Annotated in this window: 14 protein-coding genes; 11 read left to right on the top strand and 3 right to left on the bottom strand. The window is 57.0% G+C overall.

Annotated features, from left to right (window positions below; all coding sequences use genetic code 11):
• The first annotated feature begins 9 nt into the window (after positions 1-9).
• From mreC to B3041_RS16740, 11 genes are all read left to right on the top strand, one after another.
• The gene (gene mreC / locus B3041_RS16790; RefSeq protein WP_065648067.1) at positions 10-1,044 is read left to right on the top strand and encodes a rod shape-determining protein MreC; all 1,035 of its coding nucleotides are present in this window, start codon (positions 10-12) and stop codon (positions 1,042-1,044) included.
• Positions 1,041-1,529 carry a rod shape-determining protein MreD gene (gene mreD / locus B3041_RS16785; protein ID WP_292977377.1) on the top strand — a complete coding sequence of 163 codons (489 nt, stop codon included), beginning with the start codon at positions 1,041-1,043 and terminating at the stop codon, positions 1,527-1,529. Before mreC ends, mreD begins: the two co-directional genes overlap by 4 nt.
• Before the next feature lie 8 nt (positions 1,530-1,537).
• Complete coding sequence (locus B3041_RS16780) at positions 1,538-2,131, top strand: Maf family protein (RefSeq protein WP_065648068.1); 594 nt, start codon at positions 1,538-1,540, stop codon at positions 2,129-2,131.
• On the top strand, positions 2,121-3,590 hold the full coding sequence (gene rng / locus B3041_RS16775; RefSeq protein ID WP_065648069.1) for a ribonuclease G: 1,470 nt from the start codon (positions 2,121-2,123) through the stop codon (positions 3,588-3,590). Before B3041_RS16780 ends, rng begins: the two co-directional genes overlap by 11 nt.
• A 47-nt stretch (positions 3,591-3,637) precedes the next feature.
• Entirely contained in the window at positions 3,638-7,438 is a 3,801-nt protein-coding gene (gene yhdP / locus B3041_RS16770; RefSeq protein WP_292977375.1) for an AsmA2 domain-containing protein YhdP, read from the top strand.
• Positions 7,439-7,502: 64 nt separating this feature from the next.
• Positions 7,503-8,948 carry a metalloprotease TldD gene (gene tldD / locus B3041_RS16765; RefSeq protein ID WP_065648071.1) on the top strand — a complete coding sequence of 482 codons (1,446 nt, stop codon included), beginning with the start codon at positions 7,503-7,505 and terminating at the stop codon, positions 8,946-8,948.
• Positions 8,949-9,325: 377 nt separating this feature from the next.
• Positions 9,326-9,529, top strand: a complete 204-nt coding sequence (gene aaeX, locus B3041_RS16760; protein ID WP_065648072.1) for a p-hydroxybenzoic acid efflux pump operon protein AaeX — start codon at positions 9,326-9,328, stop codon at positions 9,527-9,529.
• Positions 9,530-9,537: 8 nt separating this feature from the next.
• Positions 9,538-10,467: a p-hydroxybenzoic acid efflux pump subunit AaeA gene (aaeA, locus tag B3041_RS16755; protein WP_065648073.1), complete on the top strand. Its 930-nt coding sequence runs from the start codon at positions 9,538-9,540 to the stop codon at positions 10,465-10,467.
• Between the two features lie 11 nt (positions 10,468-10,478).
• The gene (gene aaeB / locus B3041_RS16750; protein ID WP_292977371.1) at positions 10,479-12,431 is read left to right on the top strand and encodes a p-hydroxybenzoic acid efflux pump subunit AaeB; all 1,953 of its coding nucleotides are present in this window, start codon (positions 10,479-10,481) and stop codon (positions 12,429-12,431) included.
• Between the two features lie 111 nt (positions 12,432-12,542).
• On the top strand, positions 12,543-13,997 hold the full coding sequence (locus B3041_RS16745; RefSeq protein WP_292977369.1) for an NAD-dependent succinate-semialdehyde dehydrogenase: 1,455 nt from the start codon (positions 12,543-12,545) through the stop codon (positions 13,995-13,997).
• Between the two features lie 15 nt (positions 13,998-14,012).
• Positions 14,013-14,282 (top strand): barstar family protein, encoded by a 270-nt coding sequence (locus tag B3041_RS16740; protein ID WP_065648076.1) that lies wholly within the window; start codon positions 14,013-14,015, stop codon positions 14,280-14,282.
• A gap of 60 nt (positions 14,283-14,342) precedes the next feature.
• Here the strand turns inward: B3041_RS16740 and yhcN (B3041_RS16735) are convergent, their stop codons facing one another.
• The 3 genes from yhcN (B3041_RS16735) to argR all read right to left on the bottom strand — a co-directional run bounded on the left by yhcN (B3041_RS16735) (position 14,343) and on the right by argR (position 15,899).
• Positions 14,343-14,609: a peroxide/acid stress response protein YhcN gene (yhcN, locus tag B3041_RS16735; RefSeq protein WP_065648077.1), complete on the bottom strand. Its 267-nt coding sequence runs from the start codon at positions 14,607-14,609 to the stop codon at positions 14,343-14,345.
• Between the two features lie 92 nt (positions 14,610-14,701).
• Positions 14,702-14,965, bottom strand: a complete 264-nt coding sequence (gene yhcN / locus B3041_RS16730) for a peroxide/acid stress response protein YhcN (RefSeq protein ID WP_065648078.1) — start codon at positions 14,963-14,965, stop codon at positions 14,702-14,704.
• Positions 14,966-15,428: 463 nt separating this feature from the next.
• Positions 15,429-15,899 (bottom strand): transcriptional regulator ArgR, encoded by a 471-nt coding sequence (gene argR, locus B3041_RS16725; protein ID WP_039380667.1) that lies wholly within the window; start codon positions 15,897-15,899, stop codon positions 15,429-15,431.
• Positions 15,900-16,191: the final 292 nt, after the last annotated feature.

The following is a 16,191-nucleotide window of genomic DNA, read 5'->3' as shown; positions in this document are numbered from 1 at the left end:
GCAGAATTTATGAAGCCGATTTTTAGCAGGGGACCTTCCCTGCAGTTGCGTCTCTTTCTGGCCGTTATTGTGGCAATCGCGATTATTATCGCCGACAGCCGCGTAAGTACTTTCTCCCGGATCCGCAACTATCTGGACACGTCAGTCAGCCCATTTTATTTTCTCGCCAACGGCCCGCGGCAGCTGCTTGACGGCGTGTCGGATACGCTGGCATCCCGTCAGCAGCTGGAGCTGGAGAATAAAGCGCTGCGCCGCGAGCTTTTCCTGAAAAACAGCGATCTGCTGATGCTGGGGCAATATAAGCAGGAAAACGCACGCCTGCGCGAGCTGCTCGGCTCGCCGCTGCGTCAGGATGAGCACAAGATGGTGACGCAGGTGATCTCAACCGGCACCGATCCCTACACCGATCAGGTGGTTATCGACAAGGGTAGCGTAAACGGCGTTTACGAAGGTCAGCCGGTTATCAGTGATAAAGGCGTTGTCGGGCAGGTGGTGGCAGTGGGTCAGCTGACCAGCCGTGTGCTGCTGATCTGCGATGCCTCGCATGCTCTGCCGATCCAGGTTCTGCGTAACGACATTCGTGTCATTGCCGCCGGTAACGGCTGCAGCGAAGATCTGCAGCTGGAGCATCTGCCAGGCAACACCGACATTCGCGTTGGCGATGTGCTGGTGACATCCGGCCTCGGCGGTCGGTTCCCGGAAGGCTATCCGGTCGGCGTGGTGTCATCCGTCAAGGTTGATACCCAGCGCGCCTATACGGTCATACAGGCCCATCCGACAGCCGGGCTGCAGCGCCTGCGCTATCTGCTGCTGCTGTGGGGAGCGGATAAAAATGGCGATATGCCGATGGCGCCGGATGAAGTACACCGCGTGGCGAACGAGCGCCTGATGCAGATGATGCCTCAGGTGCTGCCGCCGGCGGGTGAAATGGGGCCACCGGCGCCCGCGATGATGCAGCAGAATCAGCAGATGGGACCGCCATCCTCTGCGGCCAGCGGAAGTTCGCAGAGTGCTCCGGCGACCACGCGTGGGGGCCAGCCTTGAGCCGATATCGCAGTCAGGGACGATGGGTAATCTGGCTCTCTTTTCTGCTGGCCTTGATTCTGCAAATCATGCCATGGCCGGAGCAGTTCTACATGTTCCGGCCGTCGTGGTTGCTGCTTATTCTGATCTACTGGGTGCTAGCGCTGCCGCATCGGGCCAACGTCGGCACCGGGTTTTTTCTCGGTGCCGTTATGGATCTGATTGCCGGCTCCACGCTGGGCGTACGTGCGCTGGCTTTCAGTATCATCGCCTACCTGGTCGCCTTTAAATTCCAGCTGTTCCGCAACCTCGCATTGTGGCAGCAGGCGTTAATGGTTATGGTTCTTTCTCTGGCAGTAGATGTCATTGTTTTCTGGGCTGAATTCCTGGTCATAGACGTCTCATTCCGGCCAGAAATTTTCTGGAGTAGCGTAGTCGACGGCATTCTCTGGCCCTGGCTATTCTTATTGATGAGAAAGATCCGCCGGCAGTTTGCCGTTCAGTAAGGAACACAATGATTACCCTGTATCTGGCTTCCGGCTCGCCTCGCCGGCGCGAGCTGCTGACGCAGCTTGGGCTGCAATTTGAGCGTCTGCTCACCCACACCGAAGAGCAGCGTCAGCCTGATGAGGCGGCTGAACATTACGTTCGTCGTCTGGCGGCGGACAAAGCGCGCGCCGGTGTTGCCATCGCGCCCCGGGATCTGCCGGTGCTCGGCGCGGATACTATCGTAGTACTGAATGGCGACGTACTGGAGAAACCGCGCGACGCGGCACATGCCGCAGAGATGCTGGCCAGGCTCTCCGGACAGACCCATCAGGTGATGACCGCCGTGGCGCTGGCCGACAGCGAGACGCTGCTGGATTGTCTGGTGCTCACCGATGTGACCTTCCGCAATGTGACCGCTGATGAAATCGCGCACTATATTGCCAGCGGTGAACCGATGGATAAGGCGGGCGCCTATGGCATTCAGGGGCTGGGCGGCAATTTCGTACGCACGATTCATGGCAGCTACTACGCCGTGGTGGGACTACCGCTGGTGGAAACCACGGAGCTGCTGAGCCATTTTCAGTCGCTGCGTGCATTAAGGGGACAGAATGACGGCTGAACTGCTGGTAAATGTGACACCTTCGGAAACCCGCGTTGCCTATATTGATGGCGGCATTTTGCAGGAAATTCATATTGAGCGCGAAGCGCGGCGCGGCATTGTTGGCAACATCTACAAAGGCCGGGTCAGCCGCGTGCTGCCGGGTATGCAGGCTGCCTTTGTCGATATTGGCATGGATAAAGCTGCCTTTTTGCACGCCTCCGACATCATGCCGCACACGGAGTGTGTGGCCGGCGATGAAAAGAAAAATTTTGTCGTGCGCGACATCGCTGAGCTGGTACGTCAGGGGCAGGATCTGATGGTGCAGGTGGTGAAAGATCCGCTGGGCACCAAGGGCGCACGCCTCACCACTGATATCACGCTGCCGTCCCGCTATCTGGTTTTTATGCCCGGCGCATCCCACGTGGGCGTTTCACAGCGTATTGAGAGTGAAGCGGAGCGCGAGCGGCTGAAGGCAGTGGTTGCCGCCTACTGCGATGATTTGGGCGGTTTTATTATCCGCACCGCTGCAGAAGGCATTGGCGCTGAAGAGCTGGCGCAGGATGCGGCGTTTCTCAAACGCCTGTGGACAAAAGTCAGCGAGCGCAAAAAGCGTAACCAGACGCGCTGCCTCCTGTATGGCGAACTGGCGCTGGCGCAGCGTGTGCTGCGTGATTTTGCCGGTGCCGCGCTGGATCGTATCCGCGTGGATTCACGCCTGACCTGCGATCTGCTGGTGGAGTTCACCAGCGAATATATTCCCGAAATGGCGAGCAAGCTGGAGCATTACAGCGGCAAGCAGCCGATTTTCGATCTTTATGATGTCGAAAATGAAATTCAGCGCTCCCTGGAGCGCAAGGTAGAGCTTAAATCAGGTGGCTACCTGATTATTGACCAGACAGAGGCGATGACCACGGTAGATATTAATACCGGTGCGTTTGTTGGCCACCGCAACCTGGACGAAACCATCTTTAATACAAATATCGAAGCGACGCAGGCCATTGCCCGTCAGCTGCGGTTACGTAACCTTGGCGGCATTATCATTATCGACTTTATCGACATGAGTAATGACGATCATCGCCGGCGCGTGCTCCATTCGCTGGAGAGTGCGCTGAGTAAAGATCGGGTCAAAACCGGTATTCATGGCTTTTCCGCGCTGGGTCTGGTGGAAATGACCCGTAAAAGAACGCGCGAAAGTATTGAGCACGTGCTGTGTGCCGACTGCCCGGTATGTAAGGGACGCGGCTCGCTGAAAACCGTGGAGACGGTCTGCTATGAAATCATGCGCGAGATCGTACGTGTGCATCACGCCTATGACTCCGATCGCTTTCTGGTCTATGTCTCACCGGCGGTAGGCGAGGCGCTGAAAACGGATGAGTCGCATGCGCTGGCCGAAGTCGAAATCTTTGTCGGCAAACAGGTCAAAGTCCAGGTTGAACCGCTCTATACTCAGGAGCAGTTTGACGTCGTCATGATGTAAGGCCTGCGGCCAGACGTTATTATCCAGTGACCAGCAAGGAGAGATGTGTGAGGCGGTTGCCAGGGATTTTGTTACTGCTGAGCGCCACAGTGATTGTCATTGTGGCGCTGCTGGTGAGCGGGCTGCGTCTGGTGATGCCGCATCTCAACAGTTATCGCAGCGACATACTGCAGACGGTTTCACGCATCAGCGGTGTCACTGCAGAAGCCAGCGAACTTCAGGGGTCGTGGCAGAATTTCGGCCCGACGCTGCAGGTACGCGATCTGCGTATCGATATGCAGCAGGAGGGCGAACTGCACATTGGCCGCGTCAGCCTGGCGCTGGATGTCTGGCAGTCGCTGCTGCACTGGCGCTGGCAGTTCCGCGATTTAACTTTCTGGCAGCTGCGTCTGGCGACGGAGCGCCCGCTGTTTACCCGCGACGGCGATACCACCAGCATCAAGCCTGCTCAAATCAACGACCTGTTCCTGCGCCAGTTCGATCACTTCGATTTACGCGACAGCACTATCCGCTTTCTGACGCCTTCAGGCCAGCATGCCGAACTGGCGATACCGCGTCTCACCTGGCTGAATGAAGCAAACCGGCATCGCGCTGAAGGCGAAGTCAGCCTTAGCAGCTTTACCGGTCAGCATGGCGTTGTGCAGGTCAGGCTGGATTTAAATGATACTCGTGGCCTGCTGAACGACGGTCACATCTGGATGCAGGCAGACGATGTGGATGTGCGTCCCTGGATTGGCCGCTGGCTGCGTGATAACACCAGCCTGGAGAGCGCGCGTATCAGCCTGGCGGCATGGGCCAGCCTGCGTGATGGCGAACTCTATGCGGGTGACATACTGATTAAACAGGGCGGGGCACACTGGCGCGGTGAACAGCATGATCACCAGCTGCAGATTGACGGACTGACCGCGCATCTGGCGCGCTTCCGCAACGGCTGGAGTCTGAACATACCGCAAACCCGGCTCAGCACGGATGGCGTTGCCTGGGCACCCGGCCGGATTGCGCTGCTGTGGCAACCTCAGGATCACGCGGCAGCGGAGATCCGGGTACGCGCTACCCGTCTTGATCTGCAGCGGTTTGCGCCGCTGGTTCCGCTGATTGGTCCGCTCTCACCGACGCTACTGGATACGTGGCGTGCGCTGCAGCCGCGCGGTTATATCGACACGCTGGCGCTGGATATTCCCCTGGCGCAGCCGGAACAGACGCGGCTGCAGGCGACCTGGCGCGACCTGGCGTGGCATAACTGGAAGCTGCTGCCCGGCATCAGCAATCTCAGCGGGCGCGCCAGCGGCAGCGTCAGCCATGGCCAGGTGGACCTCAGCATGGGGCAGGCTGAAGTGCCCTACGGGGATATGTTCCAGGCGCCGCTGGATATTCATCAGCTGAGTGGCCAGCTGAGCTGGCTGCGTGACCGTCATGGTCTGACGCTGGCAGGGCATCAGCTGGATGTGCAGGCGCGTTCGCTGTGGGCGCGCGGCGACTTCCGCTATCAGCAAAACAGTGACACGGCACCCCGGCTCGATATTCTGGCCGGCATTCGCGTCACCGACGCGGGCGATGCGTGGCGTTATCTGCCGGAACCGCTGATGGGACATAACCTGACGCACTACCTTAGCGAAGCGATAAAAGGCGGTGAAACGGACAATGCCACGCTGCTGTTTGCCGGCGATCCGCGCCTGTTCCCGTTTAAGCACAACGACGGCATGTTTGAAGTTCAGGTGCCGCTGCGCAATGCTGCGTTCCGCTTTCAGCCTGGCTGGCCGGCTCTGCAGAATCTGGATATCGATCTCGATTTTGTGAATGACGGCCTGTGGATGCGCGCTGACAACGCGCGTCTGGGTAAGGTTGAGGCGCGCAATGTCACAGCCGTCATTCCGGATTATCTCAAAGAGAAATTACTTATCGCCGGCGATTTGAGCGGGCAGGGGGCGGATATCGGCGCCTACTTTGATGAGACGCCGCTGAAATCATCGCTCGGTGCCGCGCTGCAGCAGCTGCAGGTTGGCGGCAAGGTAAAAAGCACGCTCAATCTTGAGATCCCGCTGGATGGCGAGCAGGTACACGCCAGCGGCAACGTGGTGATGAATAACAACACGCTGCATATTAAGCCGCTGAAAAGCACGCTGACGCAGCTGACAGGACGTTTTCGCTATAACAACGGCAATCTTGAAAGCGAAGAGATGCAGGCGAACTGGTTTGGTCAGCCGCTGGGGGTCACTTTCAGCACGCAGGAGAATCCGCAGGACTTTGGCGTTAACGTCCGGCTGCTGGGCGACTGGCAGCCCGCGCATCTCAGCGTGATGCCGGAAGCGGTGGCACGCCAGCTCAGTGGTTCACTCGCCTGGCAGGGCAAGGTAGATATCACGCTGCCCCATAGCGGGGGCGCCACCTACAGCGTCGATCTGAACGGCGATGGCAAAGCAGTAAGCAGTCACTTACCCGCACCGCTGACAAAGTCTGCCGGTGAAGCGCTGCCGGTAACGGTCAGGGCTAAAGGCGATCTGAATGGCTTTATGCTCAGCGGCAGCGTGGGTGAAACGCACCATTTTAACAGCCGCTGGCTGCTGGAGCCGCAGCTGCGCGTCGAACGCGGCATCTGGCAGAACGACATCACGACCACCCCTGCACTGCCGGCGCAGCGCGGGATGGTATTAAACCTGCCGCCGCTGGATGGGGAAGCCTGGCTTGGTGTGCTGGCAGGCGCAGGCGCAGGCGGCAGCGGACAGGGTGCCACCCAGGTGGGCGGCGTCGGACTGCCGGGAGATATCACGCTGCATACACCAGTCCTGACGCTGGGCGGGCAGCAGTGGCACGATCTCAGCGCCACTCTGCTGCAGGGCCCGGGCGGTGATGCGCAGCTGAAGCTGGAGAGTCGTGAAGCGCGCGGCACGCTGACCACAGCGCAGCGTGCACCGTGGCGCATCAATCTGAACTACCTTTATTATAATCCGCAATGGAAACAGACCGGCAGCACGCAGGCGTCCTCACCTTTCAGCGGCGACAGCGGCATCGATTTCAGTCAGTGGCCCGCGCTGCAGCTTAACTGCGATGAGTGCTGGCTGCGCGGACAAAAGTTCGGACGAATGGCTGCAACGCTGACGCCACACGGAGAGACGTTAGCACTCACTAACGGTATTGTGGATAGCGGCAACGCCCGGCTCAGCGTCAATGGCGAATGGGTTAACTCACCGGGCAATCCGCGCACCTCGCTGAAGGGTCGCCTGAGCGGCAGCAACATCAACGATGCCACTAACTGGTTTGGTATGAATACGCCGCTGCGCGATGCGCCGTTTAACGTGGATTATGATCTGCACTGGCGCGCTGCGCCGTGGCAGCCTGCTGAAGCGTCGCTGAGCGGCACGCTGAAAACACATTTCGGCAAAGGACAGATTGCAGATGTGAATACCGGACGGGCGGGCCAGCTGCTGCGGCTGGTGAGCTTTGATGCGCTGCTGCGCAAGCTGCGTCTGGATTTCAGCGATACCTTCAGCGATGGCTTCTATTTTGATTCAATCAACGGCACTGCCTGGATAGAAAACGGTGTCATGCGCACTGATAACCTGCTGGTCGATGGGCTGGAGGCGGATATCGCGATGCAGGGCCGGATCGATCTGGTACAGCGGCAAATTGATATGGAAGCGGTTGTGGCGCCGGAGATCTCCGCCTCAGTCGGTGTGGCAACGGCATTTGTGATCAATCCGGTGGTTGGTGCCGCCGTTTTTGCCGCCAGCAAGGTGCTGGGACCGCTGTGGAACAAGATATCTCTGCTGCGCTATCACATCAGTGGCCCGCTGGATAAACCAGAAATCAGTGAAGTGTTGCGCAAAGCGCGCGACGCCGGCAGCAAGTGAATTTGACGCCGTCGGGGAATTGCCGCAGGCTATGACTATCTGAGCACATAATGAGTGAGAAACGATGACTCTGAATCTGGTAAGTGAGCAGTTACTGACTGCGAACAGCATTAAACAGCAGGACCTTCATTCCCTGTTAGGGCAGCTTTCAGAACGTCGTCTGGATTATGCCGATCTCTATTTTCAGTCCAGCTTCCATGAGTCCTGGGTGCTGGAAGATAAAATTATTAAAGATGGTTCCTACCATATCGATCAGGGCGTTGGCGTACGTGCCGTAAGCGGTGAAAAAACCGGCTTCGCCTATGCAGACCAGATCACCCTGAACGCGCTGCGTCAGTCTTCGGAAGCGGCGCGCAGCATTGTACGCGAGCAGGGCAACGGCACCGCACATACGCTGCAGGCGGTCATGCATCGCTCGCTCTATGCGCCGGTTAATCCGCTCGACAGCCTGACGCGTGAAGACAAAATCGCCCTGCTGCATCGCGTGGACCGCGTAGCGCGTGCGGCCGATCCGCGCGTGCAGGAGGTCAATGCCAGCCTGAGCGGCGTTTACGAACAGGTGCTGGTGGCGGCAACGGATGGGACGCTGGCGGCGGATATTCGTCCACTGGTGCGTCTGTCAATCAGCGTGCAGGTGGAAGATCAGGGCAAGCGCGAGCGCGGCTCAAGCGGCGGCGGCGCGCGTACCGGTTATGAATTTTTCCTTGCCGATGAGAGCGGTGACGTCCGCGCTGATGCCTGGGCGCGTGAAGCGGTACGCATGGCGCTGGTTAACCTCTCCGCGGTTGCAGCCCCTGCAGGCGCGCTGCCGGTGGTACTGGGTGCCGGCTGGCCGGGTGTACTGCTGCACGAAGCGGTAGGACATGGGCTTGAAGGCGACTTCAACCGCCGTGAAACGTCGGTATTCAGCGGCAAGATGGGGCAGCTGGTTGCCTCTGAGCTCTGTACCGTGGTGGATGATGGCACGCTGGAAGGACTGCGCGGCTCGCTGGCAGTGGATGATGAGGGTGTGCCGGGCCAGTACAACATGCTGATCGAAAATGGCGTGCTGAAAGGCTACATCCAGGACAAGCTTAATGCACGCCTGATGGGGGTGCCGCCCACCGGTAATGGCCGGCGCGAATCGTATGCGCATCTGCCTATGCCGCGCATGACCAACACCTACATGCTGGCTGGCAAGTCCACGCCGCAGGAGATCATCGAAAGCGTGGAATATGGCCTCTATGCGCCTAACTTTGGCGGTGGTCAGGTCGATATTACCTCGGGCAAATTTGTGTTCTCTACTTCAGAAGCGTATCTGATTGAGAAGGGCAAAGTCACCCGGCCGGTTAAAGGCGCTACGCTGATTGGCTCCGGTATTGAGGCGATGCAGCAGATCTCAATGGTCGGTAACGATCTGGCGCTGGATAAAGGCGTTGGCGTATGCGGTAAAGAGGGACAGAGCGTTCCGGTTGGCGTGGGTCAGCCGACGCTGAAGCTGGACAAAATCACCGTAGGCGGCACCGCCTGAGGGACTAAACCTCTGTCACTATAAAGGCTGCCTGCGGGCAGCCTTTTTTGTGGCTGCGTCAGCTATAAATGCGCCCGATTCAGCCATTTTGGCAAAATGGACATCGCGTTAAGTCGTTCGATTATTTATTCTGGCTAAAAAGTGATTTATGTCACGATTTGTAGAAAACATATAGTCAGGCACGTTATTATACGCGCGCTGGGTTTATGCACCGCACCCCGTCATGGACCTGACAGGCTGATGATGCGCTATGATTAGCTCAGGGCGGCCTGAGTGTTACTGCCACTTTTCTGCTGCCTGCTTAGCCACTCCTGGTGCGGCACAGCATGCGGGCAAAAGCGGTGCGATCCCCGGCAAGGTCGAACTAAGGAACCGAAATGAGTGTGCTTCCGGTATTTGTCGTATTCGGGCTATCTTTTCCGCCCATCTTCATTGAACTACTGGTTTCGCTGGCGCTGTTCTGGCTGGTGAAACGTGTGCTGACGCCGAGCGGGATCTACGATCTGGTGTGGCATCCGGCACTGTTTAACACGGCCCTCTATTGCTGTGTGTTTTATCTTGTATCCCGTCTATTCATCTGAGGTTTTAAGTGAAAGCGCTCATAAGAAAAATCGCGCGTTACGCGATTACGCTCCTGCTGGTTATCATCGCCATCGTGATTGTCTTCCGCGCCTGGGTCTTCTATACCGAATCCCCGTGGACACGCGATGCTAAATTCTCTGCGGATGTGGTGGCTATTGCACCTGATGTCACCGGTCTGATCACCGACGTACCGGTGCATGACAACCAGCTGGTGAAGAAGGGCGATACGCTGTTTATCGTCGATCGTCCGCGCTATCAGAAAGCGCTGGCGCAGGCGCAGGCAGACGTGGACTATTATCAGGCGCTGGTCAGTGAAAAACGCCGCGAGGCGGGACGCCGTAATCAGCTCGGTACCAGCGCAATGTCGCGTGAGGCGATTGAACAGGCCAACAGCGATCTGCAGACCAGTGAACACCAGCTGGCGAAATCGATCGCCACCCGCGATCTGGCGGTTATCGATCTTGACCGCACCACCATTAAAGCCCCCTCTGATGGCTGGGTGACCAACCTCAATGTGTATGAAGGTGAATTCATTACGCGCGGCTCTGTAGCGGTAGCGCTGGTACAGCAGCACTCCTTCTACGTCCTGGCTTATATGGAAGAGACCAAACTCAGCGGCGTGCGTCCGGGCTTTCGCGCTGAAGTCACCCCGCTGGGCAGTAATACCGTGTTACGCGGCACGGTGGACAGCGTGGCCGCCGGGGTGACCAATAGCAGCAGCAGCATTGACAACAAAGGCATGGCAACGGTGGATTCTAATCTGGAGTGGGTGCGTCTGGCGCAGCGCGTGCCGGTGCGTATCCGCCTTGATGCCCAGCCTGGCAACCGTTTCCCGGCAGGCACCACCGCGACCGTGACGATCACCGGTGAGCAGGACCGGCAGACCAATGTCTCGCCGCTGGCGCAGTTCTTCAATCGCCTGCGTGAGTTTGGTTAAGCGGGGGCGTGATGATTGAGTTTCTGCGTTTCCCGGTCAAGCTGACGTTTGCGCTGGTGGCCGCGCTGATGATTGGTTTTCACTTTCATCTGGAAACGCCGCGCTGGGCAGTCATGACCGCCGGGATTGTGGCTGGCGGTACCGCCTTTGCGGCAGGTGGCGATCCTTACTCCGGTGCGCTGCGCTATCGCGGCGTATTACGCATCATCGGTACCTTCATTGGCTGTATCGCTGCGCTGACCATCATGATCACCACCGTGCGTGCGCCGGTGGTGATGTTGCTGCTCTGCTGCATGTGGGCCGGCTTCTGCGTCTGGCTCTCCTCGCTAATCAAAGTCGAAAACTCCTACGCGCTTGGCCTGGCAGGTTATACCGCGCTGATTATCGTCGTCACCGCTGACGCGACCGGCGGGCTGACGCTGGCCCCCCAGTTCGCCGTAGAGCGCTGCAGCGAAATTGTGCTCGGGATCCTCTGCGCGATTCTGGCAGACATGCTGTTTTCACCCCGTTCAATTAAAAACGTTATTGATGCAGAAGTGGATGCGCTGCTGGTGGCGCACTACAAATTGCTGCAGCTCTGCGTTGCGCACGAAGATAAAGATGAGGTGGATAAAGCCTGGAGCGCGCTGGTGCGTCGTACTACCGCGCTGAACGGCATGCGCAGCCAGCTGATGATGGAGTCGTCGCGCTGGCAGAACAGCAGCCGCCGGCTGCAGATGCTCAATACCCTGTCGCTGACGCTGATTACGCAGGCAGCAGAGACGTTTCTTATTCAGAACTCCCGACCCGACTATATTCCGCCCCAGTTTCGGCTGTTGCTGGAGAAAGAGGCAAACAGCGCCGGCGAGGTTCATAAGCGCACGAAGGTATTACGCCGCGTTATCAGCGACAGCAGCAAAACGGTCCCGGTTACGCTGGCCAGCTGGACCGGGGCGGCAACTGAATATCTGCTGCTGATCAAAGGGATTAAATGCAACAGCCGTATCAGCGCGCGGGAAGAGAGTATCCTGCAGCGGGAGATCATCGTTCAGGCCCGATCGGCTGAAACTCACCATGCGATGATCAACGGTATTCGCACCTTTGTCGCCACCGCGCTGGGGGCCCTGTTCTGGCTCTATACCGGCTGGACCTCCGGCAGCGGCTGCATGGTCATGCTGGGGGTGATTACCGCACTGGCGATGCGCATGCCTAATCCGCTGATGATGGCCAAAGATTTCTTTTACGGTATGGCGTTCGCCGTGCCGCTCGGGTTGTTCTACTTCACCTGGGTCCTGCCTGCAACGCAGCAGAGTGCGCTGCTGCTCTGTATCGCCATCGGTCTGCTCGGCTTTGTCGGCGGTATCTTTGTGCAGCGGCGGCAGATTGGCACGCTGGGTGCGCTGATCGGCACCATCAATGTGCTGGTGCTGGATAACCCAATGAAGTTTGAATTCAACGTGTTTCTGGATAATGCGCTGGGACAGTGGATCGGCAGCTTTGTCGCCATGATGGTCATTTTGCTGATTCGCGATAAATCCAAAGCGCGTACCGGCCGCAAGCTGCTGAATCGCCTGATGTATGCCGCCGTTGCGGCGCTGACGACGAATCAGGCCCGGCGCCGGGAAAACCATCTGCCGGCGCTTTATCAGCAGCTTTTTCTGCTGCTGAATCTGTTTCCGGGCGATATCGACAAATACCGTATCGCCCTGACGCTGATCATTGGTCACCAGCGGCTGCGTAATGCAGAGGTGCCGGTCAATGCGGATCTCTCTGCTTATCACCGGCAGCTGCGACACACCGCCGATCGGGTTATTTCGGCCAGCAGCGATGATAAGCGGCGCGACGCGTTCAGAACGCTGTTGCAGGAGCTGGCCATCTATCAGGAAAAGCTGGCGCATTATGCTGCGCCAGACAGCGTCACTGAACCGGTCGCGCGCCTGACGCAGATGCTGGACAAATATCAGAACACCCTCATTCAGGTTTAAATCTGCCGCCGCCGCTCTGTGCGGCGGCAGGCATATGCCACGCTGACACAAATCGGCTGCGCGTTGCCATCTATACTTTCCTGACGGATGCATACTGACAGGAGAATATTGATGTCCGCTTCTTTGCAGCAACATGAACTCTTCAAAACCGGCTTCTTCGCTGCGGGTCAATGGCACTCTGCCTCCGCGACGTTTGACGTCACCAACCCGGCGACCGGCGACGTGATTGCCCGCGTTGCAAAAGCAGGTAAAGCGGAAACTGAACAGGCGATTACTGCCGCGCAGCGCGCTTTTCCCGGCTGGCGGGATAAAACGGCCAAAGAACGAGCCGGGATCCTGATGCGCTGGTATCAGCTGATCATGGATAACAAACGCTGGCTGGCAGAGCTGATGACCGCCGAGCAGGGCAAGCCGGTTAAAGAGGCGGAGGGCGAAGTGGAGTATGCCGCCAGCTTTATCCAGTGGTTTGCGGAAGAAGCCAAGCGCGCTAACGGTGAGATTATCCCGCCCGCCAAACCGGGTTCGCGTATTCTGGCCACGCGTGAACCGGTGGGCGTGGTCGCGGCCATTACTCCCTGGAATTTCCCGATGGCCATGCTGACCCGCAAGCTCGGACCGGCGCTGGCCGCGGGCTGCACCGGCATCATTAAACCGGCTAATAATACCCCGCTCAGCGCGTTTGCCCTGGTCGCGCTGGCACAGCAGGCTGGCGTGCCGGACGGTGTGCTCAACGCCGTGGCGGGTGATACGCAGGCGATCAGCGACGCTATTATGGCCTCGCGCGCAGTGCGCAAAATCTCGTTTACCGGTTCAACGGCAGTGGGTAAAACGCTGATGCGTAATGCGGCTGAGACAATGAAAAAGGTCTCTATGGAGCTGGGCGGCAATGCACCCTTTATCGTCTTTGAAGATGCAGATATTGATGCTGCCGTACAGGGCGCAATTGCCAATAAATTTCGTAATGCCGGTCAGGTCTGTGTCAGCGTGAATCGCTTTTATATTCATGAGCAAATTTACGATCGCTTTGTTACGCAGCTGGCAGAGGCCGTTAAGCAGCTAAAAGTCGGTAACGGTATGGACGATGGCGTAATTGTCGGGCCGCTGATCGCTGCCTCCGCGCTGGAAAAAGTTGAAGAGCATGTGCAGGACGCGGTGCGCAAAGGGGGCCGGATAGTAACCGGTGGCGAACGGCATGGGCTGGGAGGAAATTTCTGGCAGCCCACGGTGATCGCAGAGGCGCAGGAGAGCATGATGCTGGCGCAGGAGGAGACATTTGGTCCGGTCGCAGCCTGTTTCCGCTTTAACAGCGAAGAGGAGGTCATCGGGCGGGCAAATGATACCGAATATGGTCTGGCTGCCTACTTCTATACGCAGAATCTGCAGCGGGTGTTCCGCGTCTCTGCTGCACTGGAAGCGGGGATGATCGGGATCAATGAGTGTGCGGTCTCTACCGAGGTGGCACCGTTTGGCGGGATCAAAGAGTCAGGGCTGGGGCGTGAAGGCTCAGTGCTGGGTATCGAAGAGTATCTGGAAGTTAAAGCGCTGCATCTGGGCGGTCTCTCTTAGCAGGAGGATACAGGCATGCGAACCGAGCGTTTCGATTTTGATGAAATAGTCGATCAGGCCCATTTCTATAGTCAGTTTGGCGAGCGTTTTATGCTGGCAGACGCCGCTATTCGCGATCTGGACGATCTCTGGCGGGTGATTACCGGTAAACAGCTGCCGCTGCCGCTGGAGATCCTCTTCATTAATCTGGGGAGAGGGCAGAAACGCCGGTATAGCGCATTGATCCTGCTGTTTGATAAAGCAGAAGAGGAGCTGGAAGGCCAGCTCCGCTTTACAACTCAGTAATACAACCCAAAAAGGGCCCCGCAAAGCGGGGCCAAAGGGTTCGTCAGGGGTGACGAGGAATTACTTATAGAGTTCAGCTGTTACGTGATAGCTGTCACCGGTACGCGCTTCAATAACGCGGTAAGCGCTGGCACCCTGCGCATCAGCTTTCTGGGAAAGCTGCTCGCGATAATCCATCGGTGCACCGCCGGTACCGCTGATTGAAATGGTGCTGCCTACAGGCTGCAGATGTTGTGCTGATTCGCTGGTGACCAGTTGAGCCGCAGAGGCGCCAAAGGCAAACAGAGACAGCAGGCCAGCAGTTGCAAGAGTTGTTTTGATTTTCATGATATATCTCCTCGTTCGTATCAACAACCTGCAGCTACACCAGAGTAAGCGGGTCGTCGATGAGCATTGGCGTTCATAACGCCGGTTAACAGTTATTTATAGAGTTCAGCCGTAGCGTGATACGTATTGTCTTTATACGCCTCGATAACACGATATGCTTTTGCGCCCTGCGCATCGGCTTTAGCATTAAGCTGCTGATGGATATCCATCGGTGAGCCGCCTACGCCGCTGACGCTGATGGTGCCGGCTGCCTGCAGATTAGCTGCCTGATCGGCAGAAACAGAATCTGCTGCAGAAGCGCCAAATGACAGTGCAGAGAGAATGCTAAGGGTGGCGATAGTCGCTTTAATGTTCATGGTCTTTTCCTCGTCTGTGATTTTTATCTTTTTAGTTAGTGTGATTTGCGTCACGAAAAGAAGTATAGATCTAATCACGCAGGAAATTAATACTTCGCTAATAATGTTTCGTTGTTATCCTTTATCCTTATGATGCTTTTTTATAACGTTAAGTTATTAAAAGCGGGTGTTTTTTATTCACAGAGCCGCTTTTTTTCGTAAAAACAGTGATCTGCGTCAAATTAACTTTTCGTGCGAAAGTTTATGGTTGATGCCGCTACAGGCTGGCGAGTAAAGTAGTTTAAAGGGGTGAAATACTGCTTCTATGCAGCATAAAATATGGATAGGTATCGGAAAGGCCTAAAGGTCGGACCTATACAGGCCGGTTTGATAACGTTTTGCGATAAAGAAAAGAGGGGGCGGAGTACAGCAGCATCTAGCATCGCCAGACGGAGCCGGCAGCCAGGCTGCCGGCAGAGAGACGTTACAGCTCCTGTTCAAACAGCACCAGTACCGCGTCATAAAGCTGTTTAACGGTAAAAGCACGCGCAGGCGTAATGAAAATGGTGTCATCGCCGGCAATAGTGCCCAGAATCCCTTCCGCTTTGCCAAGTGAATCGAGCAGCCGTGCAATCAGCTGCGCGGCACCCGGGCTGGTATGGATCACCACCAGCGCCTCGTTGTAATCGATATCCAGTACCAGATTTTTAAGCGGGCTGGTCGCGGTAGGCACACCCAGTTCAGCGGGCAGACAGTAGACCATCTCCATTTTTGCGTTGCGCGTGCGCACCGCGCCAAACTTTGTCAGCATGCGTGAAACTTTTGACTGATTGATATTCTCAAAGCCATCTTCCTGCAGAGCCTGCACGATTTCGCCCTGAGAGCTGAATTTTTCTTCTTTAAGCAAGGCCTTAAATGCCTTGATAAGATCGTCTTGTTTTGAAGGATTACGCATAAGCTACCAATGAATGAGAGGCGCAGCAGGCAACAAGCCTGCAGCTGATAAATTATTATGCATTTAGATGAATTTTTATGCAATGCGTCAGCGGCGACTTTCGCGATACGTCCGCGCGGGCCGGGCATTCTAGCAGAAACTGGCTAAGCACCAAAATCGCGCGCTGACGCGCAAAGCAGAGGTTGCAAAGTTGTTATACTATTGACGTGGTAACAACCAGATCGACGATCAAAGCCGTATATCTCTGCTGGCTGCGATAAGATCATTCAGGCGCTTCTGAAACAGAGCGGTA

Origin of the sequence: Pantoea sp. UBA4549, from assembly GCF_002387285.1 — a bacterium.
In the GTDB taxonomy this organism is placed as follows: domain Bacteria; phylum Pseudomonadota; class Gammaproteobacteria; order Enterobacterales; family Enterobacteriaceae; genus Pantoea; species Pantoea borealis.
Note: the sequence above shows the minus strand (reverse complement) of the source record. Positions and strands in the feature narration are given on the sequence as shown.

Excerpts from the sequence above, each read along its gene's own strand:
- aaeX (WP_065648072.1), top strand. The coding sequence starts at position 9,326 with ATGAGTGTGCTTCCGGTATTTGTCGTATTCGGGCTATCTTTTCCGCCC.
- tldD (WP_065648071.1), top strand. The coding sequence starts at position 7,503 with ATGACTCTGAATCTGGTAAGTGAGCAGTTACTGACTGCGAACAGCATT.
- B3041_RS16745 (WP_292977369.1), top strand. The coding sequence starts at position 12,543 with ATGTCCGCTTCTTTGCAGCAACATGAACTCTTCAAAACCGGCTTCTTC.
- yhcN (WP_065648078.1), bottom strand. The coding sequence starts at position 14,965 with ATGAACATTAAAGCGACTATCGCCACCCTTAGCATTCTCTCTGCACTG.
- B3041_RS16780 (WP_065648068.1), top strand. The coding sequence starts at position 1,538 with ATGATTACCCTGTATCTGGCTTCCGGCTCGCCTCGCCGGCGCGAGCTG.
- rng (WP_065648069.1), top strand. The coding sequence starts at position 2,121 with ATGACGGCTGAACTGCTGGTAAATGTGACACCTTCGGAAACCCGCGTT.
- mreC (WP_065648067.1), top strand. The coding sequence starts at position 10 with ATGAAGCCGATTTTTAGCAGGGGACCTTCCCTGCAGTTGCGTCTCTTT.
- B3041_RS16740 (WP_065648076.1), top strand. The coding sequence starts at position 14,013 with ATGCGAACCGAGCGTTTCGATTTTGATGAAATAGTCGATCAGGCCCAT.
- yhcN (WP_065648077.1), bottom strand. The coding sequence starts at position 14,609 with ATGAAAATCAAAACAACTCTTGCAACTGCTGGCCTGCTGTCTCTGTTT.
- argR (WP_039380667.1), bottom strand. The coding sequence starts at position 15,899 with ATGCGTAATCCTTCAAAACAAGACGATCTTATCAAGGCATTTAAGGCC.
- aaeB (WP_292977371.1), top strand. The coding sequence starts at position 10,479 with ATGATTGAGTTTCTGCGTTTCCCGGTCAAGCTGACGTTTGCGCTGGTG.